This window comes from Pseudomonas sp. NPDC086278 (assembly GCF_050280905.1).
In the GTDB taxonomy this organism is placed as follows: Bacteria; Pseudomonadota; Gammaproteobacteria; order Pseudomonadales; family Pseudomonadaceae; genus Aquipseudomonas.
The window spans coordinates 16,497-39,928 of the sequence record NZ_JBNNWE010000011.1; the positions used below are offsets into that span (position 1 = coordinate 16,497).

Here is a 23,432-nt window from a genome sequence, read left to right on the forward strand (position 1 = left end):
GAAATGGCAGGCCGTTCGCGACCTCACTCCAACGTCGAAGGGTATTGAGATGACCAACGAAAAAATAAAAACGGATACGCTGATTGTTGGCGCCGGTCAGGCTGGCGTGGCCATGAGTGAACACCTGAGCAAACTCGGCGTGCCGCACCTGGTGCTGGAGCGCAACCGCATTGCCGAGCGCTGGCGCAGCGGGCGTTGGGACTCGCTGGTGGCCAATGGTCCGGCGTGGCACGACCGCTTTCCCGGTATGGAATTCGACGACCTCAGCCCAGACGGCTTTGCCCCGAAGGAACGCGTCGCCGATTACTTCGAAGCCTACGCCAAAAAATTCAACGCACCGATTCGCACGGGCGTAGAGGTGTTCAAGGTTGAGCGCAATGTCGGCCGCGCGGGCTTCACCATCGAAACCTCCGAAGGCGTGATCGAGGCCAACCGCGTGGTCGCGGCCACCGGGCCATTCCAGCGTCCGGTCATCCCGCCGATTGCCCCAAAGGATCAGCCGTTCCTGCAGATCCACTCCGCCGATTACCGCAACCCGGCGCAACTGCCTGAAGGCGCGGTGCTGGTGGTGGGCGCCGGTTCATCCGGCGTGCAGATCGCTGACGAATTACAACGCGCCGGCAAGCAGGTATTCCTCTCGGTCGGCGCCCACGACCGCCCGCCTCGCGCCTACCGCAACCGTGATTTCTGCTGGTGGCTGGGTGTGCTCGGCGAGTGGGATCAAGCGGCGATGAAGCCGGGCCGAGAGCACGTGACCATCGCCGTCAGCGGTGCACACGGCGGCCGCACCGTGGATTTTCGTGGCCTGGCCCATCGCGGCATGACGCTGGTCGGCCTGACCCAGGCGTTCAACGGCAGCGTGGCGACGTTCCAGCCGAACCTGGCCGAGAACCTGGCGCGTGGCGATGAGAACTACCTGACGCTGCTCAACGCCGCCGATGCCTACATCGAACGCAATGGCCTGGACCTGCCGCAGGAGCCGCAAGCGCGCCACACCGTCCCCGACCCGGATTGCGTGACCAACCCCATTTTGCAACTCGACCTGGCCCAGGCCGGCGTCACCTCGATCATCTGGGCCACCGGTTTTGCCACCGATTACAGCTGGCTCAAGGTCGCGGCCTTCGACGACAACGGCAAGCCGCAGCATCAGCGCGGTGTGTCGAGCGAGCCAGGCGTGTACTTCCTCGGTTTGCCGTGGCAGTCGCGGCGCGGGTCGTCGTTCATCTGGGGCGTTTGGCACGACGCCAAGTACGTGGCCGATCAGATCGCCATCCAGCGTTCCTACTTCGACTACCACGACGCGGCGCAACGCGAGGCTGACGCCAGCCCGGTCGCCCGCAAAACCACGGTCAGTGCCTAATTTTCTGTGTCAGGAGCTTCAGATGTCGACGCCAACCCACACCCGTATTCGCATGTTCAACACCCAGCAAACCTACCCCAACCAGAGCCTGGACAACGACCTGTGCCAAGCCGTTCGCGCCGGCAACACGGTTTATGTCCGGGGCCAGGTCGGAACCGATTTCGAAGGCAATCTGATCGGCCTGGGTGACCCGCGTGCACAGGCCGAACAGGCCATGCGCAACGTCAAGCAGTTGTTGGAAGAGGCTGGCAGCGACCTGAGCCACATTGTGAAAACCACCACTTACCTGATCGATCCGCGCTATCGCGAGCCGGTGTATCAGGAGGTTGGGAAGTGGCTCAAAGGGGTGTTTCCGATTTCGACCGGGCTGGTGGTGTCGGCGCTGGGGCAGCCGCAGTGGTTGATGGAGATCGATGTGATTGCGGTGATTCCCGAGTAGACCGGGTCGCGGCCTTCGCGAGCAAGCCCGCTCCCACAGGGAGTTTCAGTGGTCATCGATTTGTGTACATCGCTGATCCCCTGTGGGAGCGGGCTTGCTCGCGAAGGCGCCCGCCCGGACACCACAAATGCCAAGGCAAACCAAGGAGCAAAACCATGACCTTTTCCATCGCCGGCCGTTGCCCCGAAACCGGTCAGTTCGGCATCGCCATCAGTTCCTCCAGCATCGCCGTCGGCGCCCGTTGCCCTTGGCTGCTGCCGGGGGTCGGCGCGGTCTCGACGCAAAACATCACCCTGCCATCCCTCGGCCCGGACGTCCTCGCGCTCATGGAGCAAGGCCTCGCCCCCGCCGAAGCGCTGGACCAAGTCCTGACCCGCAACGGCTACAGCCAATACCGGCAGATCATCGCCATCGACCACCTCGGCCAGACCGCGCATTTCAGCGGCGGGCAAACCCTGGGCAACCACAACGCCGTGGCCGGCGAACAATGCGTCGCCGCTGGCAACATGCTCGCCGACCGCTCGGTGATCGAAGCCATGGTCAGCGCGTTCGAGCACGGCGAGGGCCAACTGGCCGACCGTTTGCTCGCCGCCATGAAAGCCGCCATCGCCGCCGGTGGCGAAGCCGGGCCGGTGCATTCGGCGGCGCTGGCGGTGGTCGGCGAACTGACCTGGCCGATCATTAACCTGCGCGTCGACTGGGCCGACGACAACCCCATCGGCGCACTGGAAAAACTCTGGGATGCCTATCGCCCGCAGGTACAGGATTACATCGACCGCGCCCTCGCCCCCGACAAATCCCCAGGCTACGGCGTCGCCGGAGACGACCGATGAGCAACAGCCGCGATTTGCTGGCAACGCTGGTGGCGTTCGACACCACCAGCCGCGAATCCAACCTGCGACTCATCGAATTCGTCCGCGATTACCTCGCCGGGTTCGACGTGCCTTGCGAGCTGATCTACAACGCGCCGCGCAGCAAGGCCAATCTGTTTGCGACCATTGGCCCGGCAGATTTGCCGGGCATCGTGCTGTCGGGGCACACCGACGTGGTGCCGGTCGACGGCCAGGCCTGGACCGTTGCGCCGTTCGAACTGACTGAGCGCGATGGCAAGTTGTACGGTCGCGGCACGGCGGACATGAAGGGCTACATCGCCTGTGTGCTGGCCCTCGTCCCCTCCTTGGTGAACGCCTCGCTGCGCCTGCCGGTGCACATCGCGCTTTCGTACGATGAAGAAGTCGGCTGCCTCGGCGTGCGCTCGCTGTTGGCGGAACTGGACAAGCGTGCGGTCAAACCGAAGCTGTGCATCATCGGCGAGCCGACCGAGCTGAAACCGGTGCTCGGTCACAAAGGCAAACTGGCGATGCGCTGCGATGTTCAGGGTGCAGCGTGCCATTCGGCGTACGCGCCGCTGGGGGTCAACGCGATTGAATACGCAGCGCAATTGATTGCTGAACTCGGGCAGATTGGCGATCGACTCAAAGCGCCCGAGCATCACGATGCGCGGTTTGATCCGCCGTTCAGCACCGTGCAGACCGGGGTGATTGGCGGTGGCAAGGCGCTGAACATCGTGCCCGCCGATTGCCGCTTCGACTTCGAGATTCGCGCCCTGCCCTCGCACGATCCACACCTCGTTGCGCAAGAACTGAAGACCTATGCCGAGCAGCAGGTTTTACCGCGCATGCGGGCAGTGAGTGAACAGAGCGGGATTCGATTCAGCGAGTTGTCGGCCTACCCCGGACTGGCGACCGATGCGCACAGCGAGGCCGCCGAGTTGATTGCAGCGTTTTCCGGTTCGCGGGAATTCGCCACCGTGGCGTTCGGCACCGAGGGCGGCCTGTTCGATGCCGCCGGCATCCCCACCGTCGTCTGCGGCCCCGGCAGCATGAACCAGGGCCACAAACCCGACGAATTCGTCAGCCTCGAACAGCTCGATGGGTGCGATGAAATGCTGCAACGGATGCTGCGATCAATCACCTGAGCCGCACTATCACAGCCACTAAAAAACAACGGTGGGAGCGAGCTTGCTCGCGATGAGGCCCTGACAGCCAATACCGATTGACCTGCCAGACCGCATCGCGAGCAACCCCGCCTGCTTCTTCCACAAAATTAAATGAACCCTGCTTCCCTCGACTCACCTAACAGAAAGACCATCTGGAGGGTGACCCATGCAAAACGAAACAATCTGGATCGTACTCGCAGCCGTGCTGTTGCTGATTGAACTCTGGGCAATCAACCGCGTGCGCAAGGCTCAAGGCAAATCGAGCAACAAACTCTTGTGGATCGTGGTGATCGTGTTTGTGCCACTGATTGGGGTCATGGCCTGGGCCTTGGCGGGACCGAAACACACCGAACACAACCCGCATTCACCGCAGGCCAGGCAGTGATGTCGGAAAACGGATTGAGCACTGCGTAAATCCAAAAACAAAGCCCCGAAGACTCGGGGCTTTGTTGTTTCTGGCTACCGCACCCATCGGGCAACCATCCCCCCACCTCGATCTTCTAATCCTGACGTCCGAAAATCGCGTAGGAATTTACCCTCCGTGGCGAGGGGGCTTGCCCCCGTTGGGCAGCGAAGCAGCCCCAAACCCTCCGATTTTTTTAAACATGCCCCCATCCTGTAGCGGCCGGCGAAGCCTGCGTTCGCCTGCGCAGCCGCTGCAAACCGGCAGGCACGGCCCAACTGGCATTAAACAAACCTGAATGTCACGACTGTCAGTCATCCGGATGCAGCCTCCGACACCCGGCAGAAATACGATTTTGCGTCCTACAACCCCGTTTGCAGGCTTCAAAATCGGCGCCTATATTCGGCACGTCGCTGACATAAGCCGGCGATGGGTTTCGCAGCCCTCAAGATTGACACCAAGACACCGTCAGGCATGATGCAGCCGGCTCCGCCTGCTTAATGTTTTATGGCGGTTGTGCGCGGGAGACCCTCGGGTCTGCCGGGTCTTGGTGTAAATCCTCCGGTCTGCGAACCCGCGCACAGCTGCCACCCATTTGTTTCGCAGCAGAAAGGTGGCAATTCTTCTTTGTATAAGGATTTACACCATGACAACTCAACTTCCGCCACGCCGCTTCACCCCCATGTCCCAACTCGCCACCGACTACCCGGTCCTGCTCATCGACTACGACGCCCCGCTGCGCGAACTCCACAACTGCGTCAGCGAACGCCTCAGCGCCGCCCTCAAATACCTCAACCTCATGGCCTGCACCAGCCTCCCCGACTACGCCGAAAACGACATCAACACCGTCACCAACATCGCCCGGATCTTGATCCAGGACGTGAGCGATGTATTTCGGGTGATTGAGCAGCGTGGGTTTGATGCGCCACCGAAACAGTAACTCGAGCAGAACTCAGAACAAACACCAGACAAATGCGAAAAAAGTGACGCATCTATTCAATCAAATAGATCCGTCACCTTTTCGCGCTTCCACCAATATCAACCTAATGGCACTCTGCCGCCTATTTGGCAAAGATGACGAATCTGTTTCTTCGGGACTCGCATTGCTCGAACAATAAAACCCGCCCCACTTCCTCAAACCGACACGGACAGCATCTCTCATGAAACCGCTGTGCTTAGGCTCGCTCCTGCTACTAATCGCAGGCTGCTCGCCGATCCCACAATACGAAGCCCCCACCGACGCCCCCCAAGCGCAAATTCGCAGTGAAATGGACGCAAGAATCAATCGTCACAACTACCTGACCCTTAGCGCAGCCCCGACCATGGCCTGCAAGTACGGCCGGTCGGTGCCCGTGACACCCGCTCGGAACCTGTTCTCGGTCTGGGGTGGCTACCCATCGACACCATCGAAACCCGAAGGTTTTCGAGCCATTGAAGCGGGCAAACCGATCCACCTGTTACTGGAGGGCGGGGCCAGTGGCAACCGCAGATGTACGGTCGACTTTGTCACCGAGTTCATGCCGGGCGCTCGTTATGTGATCAAGGGCGGTATCACCGACGGCCCTCATGTCATGATCGGCTGCCAGATCAACATCGTCGATCTGGATTCCGGGGTTCGACTGTTTCAGGTCGAGCAGTCACCGGCCAACGGCTGTGCTCTTGATCGGTTGTCGCTGCCGATACGTTGAGCGCGGGGTCGTTGAATGTGTAATTGGTTTGAAATGACGCTGGAAATAAGGTGCCGGATCTTTGTTTAAATAGATCTGTCACCTTTTCTGGGATCGAGCAGCGCCAGGCTGATTCCTGGCAATCATGGAAGTGCGTAATGAGAGTAATCATTGCTGTGTTGTTGATGTTTAGCGGGTACGCCAATGCCAGTTGTGGGCAGATATCCGACAGTGATCAGCGTAACTATTGTTATGCCAAGGAGAATCGCGGCAGCTGTGGGCAGATTGAAGATTCGAATTTGCGTAATGCGTGCTATGCAGAAAAAGGAGGGTCTGGCTGCGGGCAGATCAGCGACAGCGATATGCGCAACTATTGCTATGCAAAACAGAGCGGCAGTGGCTGCGGGCAGATCAACAATTCCGATATGCGCAATGCCTGCTATGCGGAAACCAGCAACGGCAGCTGCGGCCAAATTTCGGACAGCGACCAGCGCAATTTTTGCTACGCCAAGAAGGGCAATGGCAGTTGCGGGCAAATTTTCAATAGCGACCTGCGGAACCTGTGTGAAGCCATGAAGCGCTGACAACTAAGAAGCCCCGTCCATTTCTGGCGGGGCTTTGGGTAACTGCGTCAAATCTTATGAACGCGTGACCTCATAGCCCGCCGGAAGCGGTCATGGAGGAGCACATCATGTTCATTTGGCGTGTGTAGGTCATGGGTCGATAGTGTTTGGGATGATCCGGGGTGTCAATTTTGAGGGCGAAATAAATGCGCTCCCTTTCCCGGATGGGCTTCAATCCAGCAATGCAACTTTCGTCAGCAAATCGTAAAGACCATCTGGCACCAACGGCGATTGGTTAGTAAAACTTGCGGATGAGTGCCACGCCGCAGTAAACGCAGCACCATCACTCTCTTGAGCATTCAAGTACGGCAATTCGTAAACCGCTGAATCCACAAACCTCGCATCGTAAACCTGCACAATCTCGTGCCCAGGGTTACCGGCATAAGTAAAGAGGCTTTCAAGCGTACCAATCAATCGCACATCGGTGATCGGCAATCCAAGCTCTTCCTGCACCTCTCGCACTACGGCGTCGGCGCTGGTTTCGCCAAAGTCGATGCCTCCTCCGATCGGACGGAAGAAGGTCTGTTGGGTGATGGGGTCGGTGAATTCGTTGACCAGTATCTTTCCATCGTGATGGAAGACACAGAGCGCTAGTGCGCGGATGCGTCGGGTAGTCATGCGGTAAATCCGTTGACTTTGAAGGATGCCTGCAGCAACCGATGAAAGTTGCTACAGGTAAGTGTCCATTTTCGATATCAGAAGTTCGCCGGGGTGTTGGCGCTGATGATTTCCGCCTCATCCTGTCCGATATTGCGAAACCGATGCGGCAACGTCGTCGGGAAGTAGTAACCGTCGCCCGCGTTGAGCACACTGATCTGCCCATCCACGGTCAACTCAACTGTGCCCCGCGTGACAAGCCCACACTCCTCGCCTTCTGAGTGAACAATGGGTTCCTCGCCCGAACTGGCGCCCGGCGCGTATTGCTCGCGCAGCAAACGCATCTGCCGGCTCGGCACCGAGGCACCGATCAGCAGCAGGCGCAGGCCATGACGCCCGAGGTCGGGTTGTTCGTTGGCGCGGAATACGTATTGATGCTCACGCGGTGGCTGGTCGAAGGTGAAGAAATCCGCCAGGGACATCGGAATGCCTTCGAGCAGTTTTTTCAGGGAGCTGACGGAGGGACTGACGCGATTCTGTTCGATCAGGGAGATGGTGGCGTTGGTGACGCCGCTACGTCGGGCCAGCTCGCGCTGGGAGAGTTTGTAGCTTTCGCGTACTAGTTTGAGTCGTGAGCCCGTGTCCATGACAGCCTTATGCGAAGAATACTTAAGGGTTATGGGGGTGGATGGCGGGCGACTTTTGGCCGCGAAAGTACCGCTTCCCTGTCCCGGAATTGTGAAAGGCGGGTATTAAATCACGTTTGGGGGTGTTGCTCAGCAGGTTCGATGGATGGGTGGCAAAAAAGCGCTTTGCCGTTAATGTCAGCCACTTGGCACAGCGAACTGTGGGAGCGGGCTTGCTCGCGATGGCGGTGTATCAGTCAGCATCTATGTTGGCTGATATGGCCTCTTCGCGAGCAAGCCCGCTCCCACAGTTTTGATCTCGGCTGGACACAAATTCTTGTGCTTGGCCTGGATTCCCTGTGGGAGCGGGCTTGCTCGCGAAGGCGGTGTCTCAGCTACATCAATGTTGGCTGATATGGCCTCTTCTCGAGCAAGCCCGCTCCCGCAGTTTTGATCTCGGCTGAACACAAATTTTGTGCTTGGCCTGGATTTCCCACAGTTTGATTCGCCGATTAGATCCCGAACCGATCACGCAGCGCGTAGTACGCGGCGCCCATGGCCGTGAGCGGGGCCTGGAAGGTGCGGCCGCCGAGCATTGGCATGTGCGGGAGCGATGCGAACGCGTCGAAGCGTTCGGCGTCGCCGCGGATCATTTCCGAGATCAGTTTGCCGGCCAGGTGCGAGCAGGTGACGCCGTGGCCACTGTAGCCCTGCATGTAGTAGGCGTTTTTCTCGATGCGGCCGAATTGCGGCATGCGCGACATGGTCAGCAGGAAGTTGCCGGTCCAGCGGTAGTCGATCTTCACGTTCTCGAGTTGCGGAAAGGTCTTGAGGATTTTCGGCTTGATCAGTTGCTCGATGTCGTCCGGCTCGCGGGCACCGTAGACCACGCCGCCGCCATACAACAGGCGGTTGTCGGCGGTGAGGCGGTAGTAATCCAGCAGATAGTTGCAGTCTTCGACGCAGTAGTTGTTTTTGATCAGGCTGCGCGCGACCTTCTCGGACAACGGCTCGGTGACGACGATTTGCGAGCCGCACGGCATGCTTTTGCGCGTGACCCGGTTGTCGAGGTCTTGCGGCAGGTACGCGTTGCCGGCGATCAGCAGGTACTTGGCGCGAACCAGGCCTTTGGCGGTGCGCACGGTGATCGGTTCGCCGTAGGTGATTTCCACCGCCGCCGATTGTTCGTAGATTTTGCCGCCCAGGCCGATGATGGCCGAGGCTTCGCCGAGGGCCAGGTTCAGCGGGTGGATGTGACCGCCCTGCATATCGAGCAGGCCGCCGACGTAGTTATCGCAGCCGACTTCGCGCTTGATATCCGCCGCATCGAGCATCTGCAGGTTTTTGTTGCCGTAGCGTTCCCAGCTGCTCTTCTGCTCGGCCAGGCCTTTGAGTTGCTTTTTGTTCAGCGCGGCGAAGATGCCGCCCGGCTTGTAGTCGCACTGGATGTCGTAGTGCTGTATGCGCTGACGGATGATGTCGGCGCCTTCGAAGATCATGCTGCCGAGCACTTCAGCGGTCTTGTCGCCGTAGCGCTCTTCAATCACGTCCACGTCGCGGCTGTAGGAGTTGACCAGTTGGCCGCCGTTGCGGCCGCTGGCGCCGAAGCCGACTTTGGCGGCTTCGAGCACGGTCACGCTGTAGCCTGCTTCCGCGAGGAACAGTGCCGAGGACAAACCGGTATAACCGGCGCCGATGATGCAGACGTCGCAGTCCACGGCCTGTTCCAGCACCGGGAAGTCGCCGGTGAAGTTGCGGGTGGCGGCGTAGTAGCTGTTTACATGTGTTGTTTGTTTCATAGGTTTCTCCGAGGGTCGCTGGCTGCGCGCCGGCGACCGTCGCTTTTTTATAGGTGTCAGAGCTTGATCCAGGTCGCTTTGAGTTCGGTGTATTTGTCGAACGCGTGCAGCGATTTGTCCCGACCGTTACCCGACTGCTTGTACCCGCCAAACGGCGCGGTCATGTCGCCGCCGTCGTACTGGTTGACCCAGACGCTGCCGGCACGCAAACCGCGCGCGAAGGTGTGGGCCTTGCTCAGGTTGCTGGTCCAGACGCCAGCGGCCAGGCCGAAGATGCTGTCGTTGGCGATGGCCAGTGCTTCTTCAGCGGTGTCGAAGGTGATCAGCGACAGCACCGGGCCGAAAATTTCTTCGCGGGCGATGGTCATGGCGTTGGTCACACCGTCGAAAATCGCCGGCTCCACGTACAGGCCACCGGTGCTTTCGAGGGTGCGGCTGCCGCCCGCGATCAATTGCGCGCCCTGGTCCTTGCCGAGCTGGATGTAACGCAGCACATTGTCCAGTTGACGCTGATCGACGACCGCGCCGACGGTGGTTTCCGGGTCGAGTGCGTGCCCCGGTTTCCAGGCTTGCAGCGCTTCCACCAGCAACGGAATGAACTGCTCGCGAATCGAACGTTCCACCAACAGGCGTGAACCGGCGGTGCAGACTTCGCCTTGGTTGAAGGCAATCGCCCCGGCCGCCGCTTGTGCGGCCGCGCGCAAATCCGGCGCATCGGCGAACACCACGTTCGGGCTCTTGCCGCCGGCTTCGAGCCAGACGCGATTCATATTGCTTTGCCCGGCGTAGATCAGCAGTTGCTTGGCAATCGCGGTCGAGCCGGTGAAGGCCAGCACGTCGACGTCCATGTGCAGCGCCAGCGCCTTGCCGACGGTGTGACCGTAACCCGGCAGGACGTTGAAAACGCCTTTGGGGATGCCGGCGTCCAGCGCCAGTTGCGCGATGCGAATTGCGGTCAGTGGCGACTTTTCCGACGGTTTGAGGATGAACGAGTTACCCGCCGCCAGGGCCGGGGCAAACTTCCAGCACGCCATGATCAACGGGAAGTTCCACGGCACGATGGCCGCGACGACGCCCGCCGGTTCACGGGTGATGAGGCCGAGTTGGTCGTGCGGCGTGGCCGCGACTTCGTCGTAGATTTTGTCGATGGCTTCGGCGCTCCAGCGGATCGCGTTGGCGGTCGCCGGGATGTCGATGTTCATCGAATCGTTGATTGGTTTGCCCATGTCGAGGGTTTCGAGCAGGGCCAGTTCTTCCTGGTTGGCCAGGATCAGATCGGCGAAACGAATCAGGATGCGCTTGCGCTCGGCCGGCGCCAGGTTAGCCCAGATCCCAGCGTCGAAGGTGCGGCGCGCGACGGCAACGGCGGCGTTGGCGTCGGCTTCATCGGTGCTGGCGACGTTGGCCAGGAAGCGACCGTCGACCGGGCTCATGCATTCAAAGGTGTCACCGCTGAGTGCCGGGCAGTATTGACCGTCGATGAAGGCGCGGCCTTCGATGGATAAGGACTGGAAGCGTTGCTCCCAGTCGCTGCGAGTGTTTGTCATGGTTGTGACTCGACGCAGGGGAATTGAGTGATCATCGGACGGACAAAAAAATTGAAATGCGATCCCTGTGGGAGCTGGCTTGCCAGCGATGGCGTCATCACAGTCAACATTGACGGCGCCTGTTCCACCGCAATCGCTGGCAAGCCAGCTCCCACAGGGTGGCGGCGTACACACTTATTGTGTACGCCGCCAATTCCGTCAGACCGTGTGCAAGTACCAGTTGTACTCAAGGTCGGAGATTGAGTTCTCGAACTCGGCCAGCTCGCTTTCCTTGCACGCCACGAACACGTCGATGTACAGCGGGTCGATGTATTTGGCCATGACTTCGCTGTCGTCCAGCTCGCGCAGGGCATCGCGCAGGTTGTTCGGCAGGCTCTGCTCGTTCTGCTCGTAGGAGTTGCCTTCTACGGGGGCGCCCGGCTCGATTTTGTTGGTCAGGCCGTGGTGAATACCGGCCAGCACCGACGCCATCAGCAGGTACGGGTTAGCATCGGCACCGGCAACGCGGTGCTCGATGCGCACCGAGTCTGCCGAACCGGTCGGCACACGTACCGCCACGGTACGGTTGTCGATGCCCCAGCTTGGGGAGTTCGGCACGTAGAACTGGGCGCCGAAACGACGGTACGAGTTGACGTTCGGGCACAGGAAGGCCATCTGCGCCGGCAGGGTCTCGAGCACACCGCCGATCGCGTGACGCAGTGCGGCGTTCTGCTCGGGATCCTCGCTGGCAAAGATGTTGTTGCCTTCTTTGTCGAGAATCGAAATGTGCACGTGCAGACCGTTGCCCGCCTGACCCGGATAGGGCTTGGCCATAAACGTGGTGTCCATCTCATGGTCGTAGGCGATGTTCTTCACCAGACGCTTGAGCAGCACCGCGTAGTCGCAGGCCTTGATCGGGTCGTTGACGTGGTGCAGGTTCACTTCGAACTGCGCCGGGGCGCTTTCCTTGACGATGGCGTCGGCAGGAATGCCCTGCTCTTTCGCGCCCTCAAGGATGTCTTGCAGGCAATCGACGTATTCGTCGAGGTCATCGATCAGGTAAACCTGGGTCGACACCGGACGCTTGCCCGACACTGGCGAACGCGGCGACTGCGGACGGCCGTTCACGTTGTCCTGGTCGATCAGGTAGAACTCCAGCTCGAACGCCGCGCAGATGGTCAGGCCCAGTTCGTCGAACTTGCGCACGACATTGGCCAGCACTTCACGCGGGTCGGCGAAGAACGCCTCGCCTTCCAGCTCGTGCATGGTCATCAGCAACTGAGCGGTTGGGCGCTTTTGCCACGGCTCGATGCTCAGGGTGCCAGGGATGGGGAAGCAGATCCGGTCCGAATCGCCGATGTCCAGACCCAGGCCGGTGCTTTCCACCGTAGAACCGTTGATGTCCAGGGCAAACAGAGACGCCGGAAGGTTAATGCCTTTTTCGTAAACCTTATGAAGACTGGTGCGCTCGATGCGCTTGCCGCGCACCACACCGTTCATATCCGCAATCAGAAGGTCGACGTACAAAACCTCAGGATATTTCTTAAGGAATGCGTTTGCTTCGTTGAGTTGAACGGTACGCAGGGGGACCGACATGATGCACCTATTAGCTGTTAATTATTATGTTCACTACCTTGTTGCGAGCCCAGTCAACCCGAACGGCAAAGTGAAGTCAATAGCGAACACTTGGCCTTCACACCTTTATTTTCGGACCTTTTATGGGCACAAGAGTGCCAGAACAGTCCTATGCACCGCGTGAACCCTGAGGATCAGACGTGTGGCGTTGAGAATTTTTTACATGAGAGTTGTTAATTAAAATCAACAAGGCTAAGCTCCGGAAAAGCTCGTTCAAGTGTGAAACTTCGAGGTGATAAAAATGGCACTCAAGCCATTGATCGGCGTTACAGCGTGCGTCAAACAGATTGGCCTGCACCCCTACCACATCAGCGGCGACAAGTACTTGCGTGCTGTCAGCGTTGCGGCTTTGGGGTTGCCGATGATCATTCCTTCCCTGGCCGAACTGACCGACATCGAGGACGTGCTCGCACACCTTGATGGTCTGTTGCTGACCGGCTCGCCGTCGAATGTGGAACCCTTCCACTATCAAGGCCCCGCCAGCGCTCCGGGCACCGATCACGATCCGGCGCGAGACGCCACCACCCTTCCTTTATTACGTGCAGCGATTGCGGCGGGCGTTCCGGTGCTGGGCATTTGCCGTGGCTTCCAGGAAATGAACGTGGCGTTCGGCGGCAGCCTGCATCAGAAGGTGCATGAACTGCCGGGCATGCTCGATCACCGTGAAGCGGACAGCCCGGAGCTGGCGGTGCAATACGCACCGGCGCATGCGGTCACCGTGCAACCGGGGGGCGTGTTTGAAGCCCTGGCGTTGCCGGCCGAGTTCAAGGTCAACTCGATTCACAGCCAGGGCATCGACCGCCTCGCGTCCGGCCTGCGCGCCGAAGCGATTGCACCGGACGGTTTGATCGAGGCGATTTCAGTGGACCACAGCCCGGCGTTTGCCGTCGGCGTGCAGTGGCACCCGGAATGGCAGGTGCAGTCGAACCCGACCTATCTGGCCATTTTCCAGGCGTTCGGCGATGCATGCCGGCAACGGGCCGCGTTACGTAAAACCCGCTGACCCACACCCAACATTTACTGCCCCCGCGAACCAGGCGGGCGTGCCTTTGCGCGCCTGCCCTTCGCGACCACAACACACTGCAATAACAACAAGTACCACCAGGCAGCCAGGACGGCGGCGCCGAATAAGCCCGAGCGGTATGGGCCAGAGAATCAACCGCAAAACCAGGATGGAAACAGGTTTTTGTGGCGAGGGGGCTTGCCCCCGTTGGGGTGCGAAGCGCCCCTGAAACCCGTCGCTACGATCTTAATTAGAGAGTGAAGACAGGATTTACGATTGCTTTGCAATCGAACGGGGGCAAGCCCCCTCGCCACACAAGCTCGCTCCACGGGGATCAGCGATCTGACGCACTGGCACCGTACGCCTCAGGCTTGCAATCAACTATTAAGTCAGGCCGAGTTGGCCCGACGACTGAAACCTGTTGGGAGTTTCACATGGCAAATGCCTCCAGCACTTACAGGAAGGCTCTTGAAGGTCACCAGGCTCCGAAAAAGGTCTTGGTGAAAATCGATCGCGTGACGAAGAAGTTCGACGAAACCACCGCCGTGGACGACGTCTCGCTTGAGATTCATCAAGGCGAAATCTTCGCCACGACAGCCTGGCGGTGGACTGGTCCCGCGAAGTCACCACCTGCAAGCCGGACTACTACCGCTGGGAACAATGGCTGTTCACTCGCCTGTTCGAAAAAGGCGTTATCTACAAAAAAAAAGCGGCACCGTGAACTGGGACCCGGTCGACCAGACCGTCCTGGCCAACGAACAGGTGATCGACGGTCGCGGCTGGCGTTCCGGCGCGCTGATCGAAAAGCGCGAAATCCCGATGTATTACTTCAAGATCACCGCCTACGCGGATGAACTGCTGTCGAGCCTCGACGATCTGCCGGGCTGGCCTGAACAGGTCAAGACCATGCAGCGCAACTGGATCGGCAAGTCCCGCGGGATGGAAGTGCAGTTCCCGTACAACGTCGATTCCATCGGCGAAAGCGGCGTACTGAAAGTCTTCACCACCCGTCCGGACACCCTGATGGGCGCGACTTACGTCGCCGTCGCCGCCGAACACCCATTGGCCGCGCTGGCCGCGCAGAACAACCCTCAGCTGCAAGCGTTCATCGCCGAATGCAAGGGCGGCAGCGTCGCCGAAGCCGACGTCGCCACTCAAGAGAAAAAAGGCCTGCCGACGTCGCTGTTCGTCGAACACCCGCTGACCGGTGAGAAGCTCCCGGTGTGGGTCGCCAACTATGTGCTGATGCATTACGGCGACGGCGCGGTGATGGCGGTACCGGCGCACGACGAACGTGATTTCGAGTTCGCCACCAAGTACAACCTGCCGATCAAATCCGTGGTGCGCACCAGTTCCGGCGACACCAACCCGTCGCCATGGCAGGACGCTTACAACGAACATGGCACGCTGATCAATTCCGGCGAATTCGACGGCCTCGACTTCGAAGGTGCTTTCGATGCCATGGAAGTCGCGCTGATCAAGAAAAACCTCGGTGCCTCGCGCACCCAGTTCCGCCTGCGCGACTGGGGCATCAGCCGTCAGCGCTACTGGGGCTGCCCGATCCCGATCATCCACTGCACCACCTGCGGTGATGTGCCGGTCCCGGAAGATCAGTTGCCGGTGGTGTTGCCGGAAGACGTGGTCCCGGACGGCGCGGGCTCGCCTTTGGCGCGCATGCCCGAGTTCTACGAGTGCAACTGCCCGAAATGCGGCGCACCGGCCAAGCGCGAAACCGACACCATGGACACCTTCGTCGAGTCCTCGTGGTATTACGCCCGCTACGCTTCGCCGCACTATGAAGGCGGCCTGGTGGAAAAATCCGCGGCCGACCACTGGTTGCCGGTGGATCAGTACATCGGCGGTATCGAACACGCGATTCTTCACCTGCTGTACGCCCGCTTCTTCCACAAGCTGATGCGCGACGAAGGCCTGGTCAGCTCCAACGAACCGTTCAAGAACCTGCTGACCCAAGGCATGGTGATCGCCGAGACTTACTATCGTCGCGAAGCCAATGGCGCCTACACCTGGTTCAACCCGGCGGATGTAGAACTTGAGCGTGACAGCAAAGCCAAGGTCATCAGCGCCAAGCTGATCGCGGACGGTCTGCCGGTGGAAATCGGCGGCACCGAGAAGATGGCCAAGTCGAAGAACAACGGCGTCGACCCGCAGTCGATGATTGACCAGTTCGGCGCCGACACCTGCCGCCTGTTCATGATGTTCGCCTCGCCACCCGACATGAGCGCGGAATGGTCCGACTCCGGCGTCGAGGGTTCGCACCGTTTCCTCAAGCGCGTCTGGCGTCTGGCGCAAGCGCACGTGACTCAGGGCCTGCCGGGCAAACTGGACGTCGCCGGCCTGAACGACGAGCAGAAAGTCATTCGCCGTTCGATCCACCAGGCCATCAAGCAGGCCAGCCACGACGTCGGCCAGAACCACAAATTCAACACCGCCATCGCCCAGGTGATGACGCTGATGAACGTGCTGGAAAAAGCCCCGCAAGGCACCGGAAAGGATCGAGCACTGATTCAGGAAGGTCTCGAAACCGTCACGCTGCTGCTGGCGCCGATTACGCCGCACATCAGCCATGAGCTGTGGAATCAACTGGGTCATGCCGACCCGGTGATCGACGCGGGCTGGCCGGTGCTGGACGAGAGCGCGTTGGTGCAGGACAGCCTGCAACTGGTTATTCAGGTCAACGGCAAGCTGCGCGGGCACATCGAAATGCCGGCCAGCGCCAGCCGCGAAGAAGTTGAAGCGGCCGCACGGGCCAACGAGAACGTGCTGCGCTTCGTCGACGGCCTGACTATTCGTAAAGTGATCGTAGTGCCCGGGAAACTGGTCAATATCGTCGCCAGCTAATTGGATCAGGCGCCAGGTGAGCCTGGCGCCGAGTAAAACCTTTCGGGCCGCACGGTCGGCCCACCTGGTTTCAAGGGGAGCAACAAGATGATCAAACGCAATCTGCTGGTGATGGGCCTCGCCGTCCTGTTGAGCGCCTGCGGTTTCCAGCTGCGCGGCACTGGCAGCACTGAACTGACAATCAAGGAACTCGACCTGAGTGCCCGTAATGCCTACGGCGAGACCGTGACGCAATTGCGTCAGGTTCTGGAAAGCAGCGGCGTCAAGGTCATTGCCGGCGCACCGTACAAGCTGGTCCTGACCGATCAGCAGGAAAGCCAGCGCATCCTCAGCTACGCCGGTGCCGGCCGCACTGGCGAGTATCAGGTGACCACCGTCCTGAACTACGACATCCGTGGCGCGAATGATCTGCCGCTGCTGAGCGACAAGATCGAAGTGCAGAAAATCTTTCTCCACGACGGCAACAACCTGGTGGGATCCGACCAGGAAGCCAATACGGCCCGCGCCGAAACCCGTCGCGAACTGGTGCAACGCATGATGCTGCGTCTGCAGCAGCTGACTCCAGCCCATCTGGACCAACTGCAACAGACTGCTGACGCCAAGGCCAAGGCCGACGCCCAGGCATTGGAAGCAGCGCAGAAGGCTGAAGCGGAAACGCCGCGTCAGTCGCCTGTCGATATTCCCCAGCAATAAGACTTACGGGGCGCTCAGGCGCCCCGTTTGCCCTTTCTTATGAAACTCGCCCCCGCCCAACTCGCTAAACACCTGCAAGGCACACTCGCGCCGGTCTACATCGTCAGTGGCGATGACCCGCTGCTGTGTCAGGAAGCCGCCGACGCCATCCGCGCCGCCGTCCGCCAGCAGGGTTTCGACGAGCGCCAGGTGTTTGCCGCCGACGCCAATTTCGACTGGGGAACGCTGTTGCAGGCTGGCGCGAGCATGTCGTTGTTCGCCGAAAAGCGCCTGCTGGAATTGCGTCTGCCCTCTGGCAAACCCGGAGACAAAGGCGCCGCGGCGCTCATGGAATACTGCTCGCGTCCGGCCGAAGACACGGTGCTGTTGATCAGCCTGCCCAAGCTGGATGGCAGCGCGCAGAAAACCAAATGGGGCAAGGCACTGGTCGAAGGCCAGCACACTCAATTTGTGCAAATCTGGCCGGTGGATGCCAATCAGTTGCCGAGCTGGATCCGTCAGCGCTTGTCCCAGGCCGGGCTGTCCGCCAGCCAGGACGCTGTTGAACTGATTGCCGCGCGGGTTGAAGGCAACTTGCTGGCCGCCGCCCAGGAAATCGAAAAGCTCAAGCTAATGGCTGAAGGCGGGCAGATCACCCTCGAAACCGTGCAAGCGGCCGTGGCCGACAGTGCGCGCTTCGATGTGTTTGGCCTGACCGATGCGATCCTCAACGGGGAAGCCGCCCACGCCCTGCGCATGCTTGAAGGGTTGCGCGGTGAAGGCGTCGAACCGCCAGTGATTCTCTGGGCGCTGGCCCGGGAACTGCGCCTGCTGGCCAACCTTTCGTTGCAATTCAGCCAGGGTGTACCGCTGGACAAAGCCTTCAGCTCGGCCCGACCGCCGGTCTGGGACAAGCGCAAACCGCTGATGAGCAAAGCGCTGCAACGCTATTCGGCGCAACGCTGGGCGCAGTTATTGCTGGAAGCGCAGCGTATCGACGCGCAAATCAAAGGCCAGGCCGCTGGTTCGCCATGGATGAGTTTGAGTCGATTGTCGTTGTTGATGGCCGGGCAAAGGTTGTCGCTGCCTGCCGAGTAGATTTTGATTTTTTTCCTACACGTTTCACATCCATCATTCCTATAGACAGAACCCGAAGTTCGGCAGATTATTTCCCGCGCAAAATCCATCTGTCTGTGAGATCCGATCATGAGCAAAAAGCCATCCAAGCGTGGCCCCAACAAGGCCAAATCCATCATCGCCCAGCCACTGTTCCGCAGCCGTCAGGAACCCGCCGGCAAGGGCAAAGGCAGCTACCGCCGCGAAGCCTTCCAGTCTAATAGCTGGGAGGCTTCTTACTTTCTGGCTGCTTGAAACTCCCCCCGCCGAACCACCTTCTCGATTCCCCCTCCCCTATTCCCAATGGCTACAAGGTTTGATCAGCTGCGCGGAATGTAAAAGTGGCTGACTGCTCCAACGTTTGAGGCAATGGGATATAAATAATCGGCAGCGTGGCTCCGGTTAATCCCCGAAAACGCCTTTGATAAAACTGTGCGCCTGCCAACCCCGATGCCTTGGTGTAGAAAAACGCCTCGATTGGCAACTGAGCAGGGATGTTTTGTGCCCAGGTTTTTAGCTTCGTATCGTTTGGAGTATTAAAAGCATCAGGTGAAATCAGTCGTCCGGCACGCATCCCCTCCAGGAATCGGGCCGCCGCAGCGTTGTTTACGCCGTCGCGAACATTGAACGAACACATGGCTTCATACGGGTTACGCCCATCAGCAATATCCTTACGATATTTCGCCACCCACTTCGCCGCCGTATCGATTATCGGATTCTGCTCCTCGCAACTGCGACTAACCGTCGGGTATCTCGGATGTTCGCCACAGCCACCATTTGGCCGGGCGTTAGAGGAACCATCCACCGGAAAGAAACACAATATTTCTATATTCAGCTTCCCCGCTGGAGTGCTGAGGATCGGATAAAAAATAAAGCCACTGTCGTAGGTGTAGGCCAGCCGTTTTACCTTGTAGTCCGAGCGCAGGTAGGTAAACGACACTCCGCCATTTTTAATCGACGTCGGGCTTGGGTTCCACGCATCAAATTCGGTCGAGGCTTCTGTCCCGCGAATAAGCAACCCAGTGCACAGAAACGCCGGCGTAGAGGCCGACCCGCAGTTATCGCGCGTATCTCTGTAGCGTTTTTGCAGCTCGGCAGCAACCTGTGCTCCGGTCAGAGCCGTGGGAACATTGGTTGCGGAGGCATTCGAAGCTGCGTCCGTTGTCACAGTTCGTGTGGTTACCGGGGTGTCTTCGGCTTTCTGCTCAAGCCCAGGATGAGTTAATGAGCAACCCGCTAATAAAAAGGCCATGAGCAAGGCCAGTGATTTTTTCATTTCGGTACTCGCTATCAAGGGATCAGGCGCATGTGTTGTTTGGCTAAAACTCGCACACGGCCATTCAACACCCACGCGAGACGAGCAAGATAGCTGTCATATCTGACAGTAGAAGAGCCAATAAAATGAGCGTAAGTTGATCAGCCGGCTGATTAAGTCACCGTGCAAAAGCTTGGCAGGCAACCGCTTCTTTCAGAAGGCATGTTAAGGTCTGCACCTGATTCGTATTCCCTGGACCTGTGCATGCCCCTTTGTCTTTCCCGTCGTTGGCACCTTCGCCAATTGATTGCTGCCTCCAGCCTCATCTTGCTTGTCGCCTGCGCGGAAAAACCGACCGCCGCCGACGCCCAACCGCTTCAGAGCCTCCCCGTCACGACTGCCCCGGCGATCATTCCGCCCGTGGTGCCGACCGGTGATGACCTCGATATCCAGCCTACCCAGACCTTCGCCGAATGGCAGGCCGGTTTCCGCAAGGACGCTCTGGCCGCCGGTATCCGCGCCGATGTGTTTGACCGCGCCTTCGCCGGTGTCAGCCTCGACCCGAGCGTGATTCGCGCCGACCGCAGCCAGCCTGAATTTTCGCGCCCGGTGTGGGAATACCTCGACGGCGCCTTGTCGCCGTTGCGGGTTCGCAAAGGCCAGGCGCTGGTCAGCCAGTACGCCGACATCCTGCAAAGCATCGAGCAACGCTACGGCGTCGACCGTCAGGCCTTGGTCGCGGTGTGGGGCATGGAGAGTAATTTCGGTCAGTTCCAGGGCAGCAAATCCGTGATCAGCTCCCTGGCAACGCTCGCCTATGAAGGTCGGCGTCCGGGTTTTGCCCACGCGCAACTGATTGCCGCGTTGCAGATCCTGCAACAGGGCGATATCGAGCCTCAGAAAATGCTCGGTTCGTGGGCGGGCGCCATGGGCCAGACCCAGTTCATCCCGACCACTTACAACACCCACGCAGTGGATTTCGATGGCGACGGTCGCCGCGACATCTGGGGCAGCCCGGCCGACGCATTAGCGTCCACCGCGCATTACCTGCAAAGCTCCGGCTGGCAGAAAGGCCAGCCGTGGGGCTTTGAAGTGCAGTTACCAGGCAGTTTCAACTACGTGCTGGCCGATGGCACGATTCGCAAGAGCGTTGCCGAATGGCTGCAACTGGGCGTCTCGCTGCCCAATGGCGCGCAGGTTCCCGCAGGCTCGGAACACTTGTCGGCCGCCCTGCTGCTGCCGGCCGGCTACCGTGGCCCGGCGTTTCTGGTCCTGGATAACTTTCGCGCAATCCTCAAGTACAACAACTCTTCGTCCTATGCATTGGCCGTGAGTCTGTTGTCCGAACGCTTTAGCGGCGCGGGTTTGATTAGCGGCGACTGGCCCAAAGATGATCTGCCGTTGAGCCGTAGCGAGCGAATTGAACTGCAAAACCTGTTGAGCGCCCAGCACTACGATGCGGGCACCGCTGACGGGATCATCGGCGCCAACACGCGCAAGGCGATCCGCAGTGCACAGCAGTCGTTCGGCTGGCCGGCGGATGGGTATCCGACGCACAAATTGCTGGAAGGTTTGCGCAGCCGATAGTTAGCCGGATGGCGACTGCCGCCTTCGCGAGCAAGTGCTCCCACACTGGATTTGTGAAACGACACAAAACCTGTGGGAGCAGCTCGCGAAGACTGACTATCAGCCGCTAAATATCTACCCCTTGAGCACCACATCCTGCTCCAGCACCAATTCCTTCTTCCCCGCATCCAGCCGGACCAGCGCGCCCATCGGCAACGTCAGGTTCGGGTCGCAATGCCCACTGCGCCAGCCGGCCAGTACCGGAATCCGCAACGGCTCGAAGGTTTGCTTGAGCAGTCGCTCCAGCGCGCCCGGATCAACCCCCGCGACATCGCCCACCAGAACTGCGCGCAGCTTGGGCAGCGTGCCCGCCAGGCGCAGATGGGTCAGCAGGCGATCAATGCGATACAGCGGCTCGTTGACGTCCTCGATGAACAGGATGACGCCCTCGGCGTCCATCTCGTAGGGCGTGCCCATGGTCGCGGCAATGATCGACAGATTGCCCCCCAGCAAACGCCCGTGAGCGATTCCGGGCTCGATGGTGGTCAATGGGTAAGCCGTCGGGTGCGTCAGGACGCTGCCCGCCTTGACCTGCCCCCGCAGCATATTGAAGAACGATGATTCGGTTGGCTGCTGCTTGTCCCCCAGCAGGTCTGCATTAAGCAGCGGACCGTGGAAAGTGACAAAACCCGCATAACGGCTGATCGCCACGTGCAGCGCCGTGATGTCGCTGTAGCCGATGAATGGCTTGGCGTTGTTTTGCAGCAACTCGAAATCGATACGGTCGAGCAGACGCGGCGTGCCATAACCGCCCCGCAGACAGATGATCGCGTCAACTTCAGTGTCGGCGAACGCCCCATGCAAATCGTTGAGGCGCACATCGTCGCTACCGGCCAGGTAGCCGTCTTTCTCGTAAACACCTGGAAACACCCGCAGCGCATAACCACGCGCGCGCATCCAGGCGATGGCTTTGTCGGTGTCCAGCCCGGCGGGCCCGGCAGGCGCAATCACGCCGATCAAGCCTTGCGACGGCAAGGCCGGCACCGGTTTATGAGGGTAAAGCGTGTGAGTCGGTCGAACAGTCATCCATGAATCTCCCCGCGCGAAAGCTTCAGCACACAGTAGTCAGGAACGAACATAAACAGAAGGGGGGTATTGGCGTCGCGCATTGCAGGAAAAACCGCCGTGGACGTGGTCATGGCAAAAAAACGCCCGCGAGGCCTGAAAAGCCATGCGGGCGTCTTTTGTTTCATCGGTCAATCACAAGGACGACATCAGCTCAGCCTTGACCAGCTTCGCCTGCTCGTCGGCGTGGTACGAAGAACGCACCAGCGGGCCCGATGCGACGTTTTTGAAGCCCATCTTGTAGCCTTCCTCGGCGAACCAGGCGAAGGTGTCCGGGTGCACGAAACGCTGCACCGGCAAGTGGCTGCGGGACGGTTGCAGGTACTGGCCCAGGGTCAGCATGTCGATGTCGTGTTCGCGCATGCGCTTCATGACTTCGATCACTTCTTCGTCGGTTTCGCCCAGGCCCAGCATCAGCCCGGATTTGGTTGGAATGTGCGGCATCATCTGCTTGAAGCGTTGCAGCAGGGTCAGCGACCACTGGTAGTCCGATCCCGGACGCGCAGCCTTGTACAGGCGCGGTACGGTTTCCAGGTTGTGGTTGAAGACGTCTGGCGGCTCGGCGGCGGTGATTTCCAGCGCCACGTCCATGCGGCCACGGTAATCCGGGACCAGGGTTTCGAGTTGCACGTTCGGCGACAGCTTGCGGATTTCGCGGATGCAGTCGGCGAAGTGCTGGGCACCGCCGTCGCGCAGGTCGTCGCGGTCAACCGACGTGATCACCACGTATTTCAGTTTCAGATCGGCAATGGCGATGGCCAGGCTTTGCGGCTCATTGACGTCCAGTGGTTTCGGACGACCGTGGCCGACATCGCAGAACGGGCAACGACGGGTGCAAATGTCACCCATGATCATGAAGGTCGCGGTGCCGCCGGAGAAACACTCGCCCAGGTTCGGGCAGGACGCTTCTTCGCAGACGCTGTGCAGTTTGTGTTTGCGCAGCAGGGCCTTGATGCGGTCGACTTCCGGGGACACCGGGATACGCACGCGAATCCAGTCGGGTTTCTTCGGCAGTTCGGTGGTCGGAATGATCTTCACCGGGATACGTGCAACCTTCTCGGCGCCGCGCAGCTTGACGCCGGCTTCAACCTTGGCACGCGGGGCCGGACGCTCGGTGACATCAAGCGTCGGGATCATGGTTTGCACTGCATCAGTAGTCATA

The 23,432-nt window shown here is 59.8% G+C and carries 21 protein-coding genes and 2 pseudogenes; 15 read left to right on the top strand and 8 right to left on the bottom strand.

Features of this window, described 5'->3' with window-relative positions; all coding sequences use genetic code 11:
• The first annotated feature begins 49 nt into the window (after nucleotides 1–49).
• The 8 genes from ACQKP4_RS05445 (at nucleotide 50) to ACQKP4_RS05480 (ending at nucleotide 6,452) form a co-directional block, all read left to right on the top strand.
• The gene (locus ACQKP4_RS05445) at nucleotides 50–1,360 is read left to right on the top strand and encodes a flavin-containing monooxygenase (RefSeq protein WP_427631137.1); all 1,311 of its coding nucleotides are present in this window, start codon (nucleotides 50–52) and stop codon (nucleotides 1,358–1,360) included.
• 22 nt (nucleotides 1,361–1,382) lie between these two features.
• Nucleotides 1,383–1,799 (top strand): RidA family protein, encoded by a 417-nt coding sequence (locus ACQKP4_RS05450; RefSeq protein ID WP_427631139.1) that lies wholly within the window; start codon nucleotides 1,383–1,385, stop codon nucleotides 1,797–1,799.
• A 155-nt stretch (nucleotides 1,800–1,954) separates the two neighbouring features.
• Complete coding sequence (locus ACQKP4_RS05455; RefSeq protein ID WP_427631141.1) at nucleotides 1,955–2,632, top strand: DUF1028 domain-containing protein; 678 nt, start codon at nucleotides 1,955–1,957, stop codon at nucleotides 2,630–2,632.
• Nucleotides 2,629–3,777 (top strand): acetylornithine deacetylase, encoded by a 1,149-nt coding sequence (gene argE / locus ACQKP4_RS05460; RefSeq protein WP_427631143.1) that lies wholly within the window; start codon nucleotides 2,629–2,631, stop codon nucleotides 3,775–3,777. Before ACQKP4_RS05455 ends, argE begins: the two co-directional genes overlap by 4 nt.
• A gap of 187 nt (nucleotides 3,778–3,964) precedes the next feature.
• Entirely contained in the window at nucleotides 3,965–4,183 is a 219-nt protein-coding gene (locus ACQKP4_RS05465; RefSeq protein WP_427631145.1) for a PLD nuclease N-terminal domain-containing protein, read from the top strand.
• Between the two features lie 664 nt (nucleotides 4,184–4,847).
• Nucleotides 4,848–5,141 carry a fructose-bisphosphate aldolase gene (locus tag ACQKP4_RS05470; RefSeq protein WP_427631146.1) on the top strand — a complete coding sequence of 98 codons (294 nt, stop codon included), beginning with the start codon at nucleotides 4,848–4,850 and terminating at the stop codon, nucleotides 5,139–5,141.
• A 328-nt stretch (nucleotides 5,142–5,469) separates the two neighbouring features.
• Nucleotides 5,470–5,889, top strand: coding sequence for a hypothetical protein (locus ACQKP4_RS05475; RefSeq protein WP_427631148.1), 420 nt, complete (start codon nucleotides 5,470–5,472; stop codon nucleotides 5,887–5,889).
• 137 nt (nucleotides 5,890–6,026) lie between these two features.
• Complete coding sequence (locus tag ACQKP4_RS05480; protein ID WP_427631150.1) at nucleotides 6,027–6,452, top strand: hypothetical protein; 426 nt, start codon at nucleotides 6,027–6,029, stop codon at nucleotides 6,450–6,452.
• A gap of 210 nt (nucleotides 6,453–6,662) precedes the next feature.
• On the opposite strand, the gene ACQKP4_RS05485 is transcribed toward ACQKP4_RS05480, so the two are convergent.
• The 5 genes from ACQKP4_RS05485 to ACQKP4_RS05505 all read right to left on the bottom strand — a co-directional run bounded on the left by ACQKP4_RS05485 (nucleotide 6,663) and on the right by ACQKP4_RS05505 (nucleotide 12,635).
• Nucleotides 6,663–7,109 (bottom strand): NUDIX hydrolase, encoded by a 447-nt coding sequence (locus ACQKP4_RS05485; RefSeq protein WP_427631152.1) that lies wholly within the window; start codon nucleotides 7,107–7,109, stop codon nucleotides 6,663–6,665.
• A 77-nt stretch (nucleotides 7,110–7,186) separates the two neighbouring features.
• Nucleotides 7,187–7,735 carry a cupin domain-containing protein gene (locus ACQKP4_RS05490; RefSeq protein ID WP_028623608.1) on the bottom strand — a complete coding sequence of 183 codons (549 nt, stop codon included), beginning with the start codon at nucleotides 7,733–7,735 and terminating at the stop codon, nucleotides 7,187–7,189.
• A gap of 491 nt (nucleotides 7,736–8,226) precedes the next feature.
• Nucleotides 8,227–9,513, bottom strand: coding sequence for an NAD(P)/FAD-dependent oxidoreductase (locus ACQKP4_RS05495; protein ID WP_427631154.1), 1,287 nt, complete (start codon nucleotides 9,511–9,513; stop codon nucleotides 8,227–8,229).
• 56 nt (nucleotides 9,514–9,569) lie between these two features.
• Nucleotides 9,570–11,060: an aldehyde dehydrogenase gene (locus ACQKP4_RS05500; RefSeq protein ID WP_427631155.1), complete on the bottom strand. Its 1,491-nt coding sequence runs from the start codon at nucleotides 11,058–11,060 to the stop codon at nucleotides 9,570–9,572.
• 198 nt (nucleotides 11,061–11,258) lie between these two features.
• Entirely contained in the window at nucleotides 11,259–12,635 is a 1,377-nt protein-coding gene (locus ACQKP4_RS05505) for a glutamine synthetase family protein (protein ID WP_427631157.1), read from the bottom strand.
• Nucleotides 12,636–12,915: 280 nt separating this feature from the next.
• On the opposite strand from ACQKP4_RS05505, the gene ACQKP4_RS05510 reads away from it, so the two are divergent.
• The 6 genes and pseudogenes from ACQKP4_RS05510 to arfA all read left to right on the top strand — a co-directional run bounded on the left by ACQKP4_RS05510 (nucleotide 12,916) and on the right by arfA (nucleotide 18,579).
• Nucleotides 12,916–13,677, top strand: a complete 762-nt coding sequence (locus tag ACQKP4_RS05510; RefSeq protein WP_427631159.1) for a gamma-glutamyl-gamma-aminobutyrate hydrolase family protein — start codon at nucleotides 12,916–12,918, stop codon at nucleotides 13,675–13,677.
• 434 nt (nucleotides 13,678–14,111) lie between these two features.
• Nucleotides 14,112–14,267: pseudogene (locus ACQKP4_RS05515) on the top strand (polyamine ABC transporter ATP-binding protein); the annotation flags it as partial.
• Nucleotides 14,268–14,275: 8 nt separating this feature from the next.
• Nucleotides 14,276–16,536 (top strand): annotated as a pseudogene (gene leuS, locus ACQKP4_RS05520) (leucine--tRNA ligase); the annotation flags it as partial.
• An 87-nt stretch (nucleotides 16,537–16,623) separates the two neighbouring features.
• On the top strand, nucleotides 16,624–17,229 hold the full coding sequence (lptE, locus tag ACQKP4_RS05525) for an LPS assembly lipoprotein LptE (RefSeq protein WP_427631161.1): 606 nt from the start codon (nucleotides 16,624–16,626) through the stop codon (nucleotides 17,227–17,229).
• 39 nt (nucleotides 17,230–17,268) lie between these two features.
• Nucleotides 17,269–18,306 (top strand): DNA polymerase III subunit delta, encoded by a 1,038-nt coding sequence (gene holA, locus ACQKP4_RS05530; protein ID WP_427631243.1) that lies wholly within the window; start codon nucleotides 17,269–17,271, stop codon nucleotides 18,304–18,306.
• A 108-nt stretch (nucleotides 18,307–18,414) separates the two neighbouring features.
• On the top strand, nucleotides 18,415–18,579 hold the full coding sequence (arfA, locus tag ACQKP4_RS05535; protein WP_283189191.1) for an alternative ribosome rescue factor ArfA: 165 nt from the start codon (nucleotides 18,415–18,417) through the stop codon (nucleotides 18,577–18,579).
• A gap of 52 nt (nucleotides 18,580–18,631) precedes the next feature.
• Here the strand turns inward: arfA and ACQKP4_RS05540 are convergent, their stop codons facing one another.
• Complete coding sequence (locus ACQKP4_RS05540) at nucleotides 18,632–19,600, bottom strand: halovibrin HvnA (protein WP_427631164.1); 969 nt, start codon at nucleotides 19,598–19,600, stop codon at nucleotides 18,632–18,634.
• A 243-nt stretch (nucleotides 19,601–19,843) separates the two neighbouring features.
• Between ACQKP4_RS05540 and ACQKP4_RS05545 the strand changes: the two genes are divergently transcribed.
• The gene (locus tag ACQKP4_RS05545) at nucleotides 19,844–21,166 is read left to right on the top strand and encodes a lytic murein transglycosylase (RefSeq protein ID WP_427631166.1); all 1,323 of its coding nucleotides are present in this window, start codon (nucleotides 19,844–19,846) and stop codon (nucleotides 21,164–21,166) included.
• Between the two features lie 114 nt (nucleotides 21,167–21,280).
• Here the strand turns inward: ACQKP4_RS05545 and ACQKP4_RS05550 are convergent, their stop codons facing one another.
• On the bottom strand, nucleotides 21,281–22,231 hold the full coding sequence (locus tag ACQKP4_RS05550) for a S66 peptidase family protein (RefSeq protein WP_427631168.1): 951 nt from the start codon (nucleotides 22,229–22,231) through the stop codon (nucleotides 21,281–21,283).
• Between the two features lie 174 nt (nucleotides 22,232–22,405).
• Nucleotides 22,406–23,431 (bottom strand): lipoyl synthase, encoded by a 1,026-nt coding sequence (lipA, locus tag ACQKP4_RS05555; RefSeq protein WP_427631170.1) that lies wholly within the window; start codon nucleotides 23,429–23,431, stop codon nucleotides 22,406–22,408.
• Between the last annotated feature and the right edge of the window lies 1 nt (nucleotide 23,432).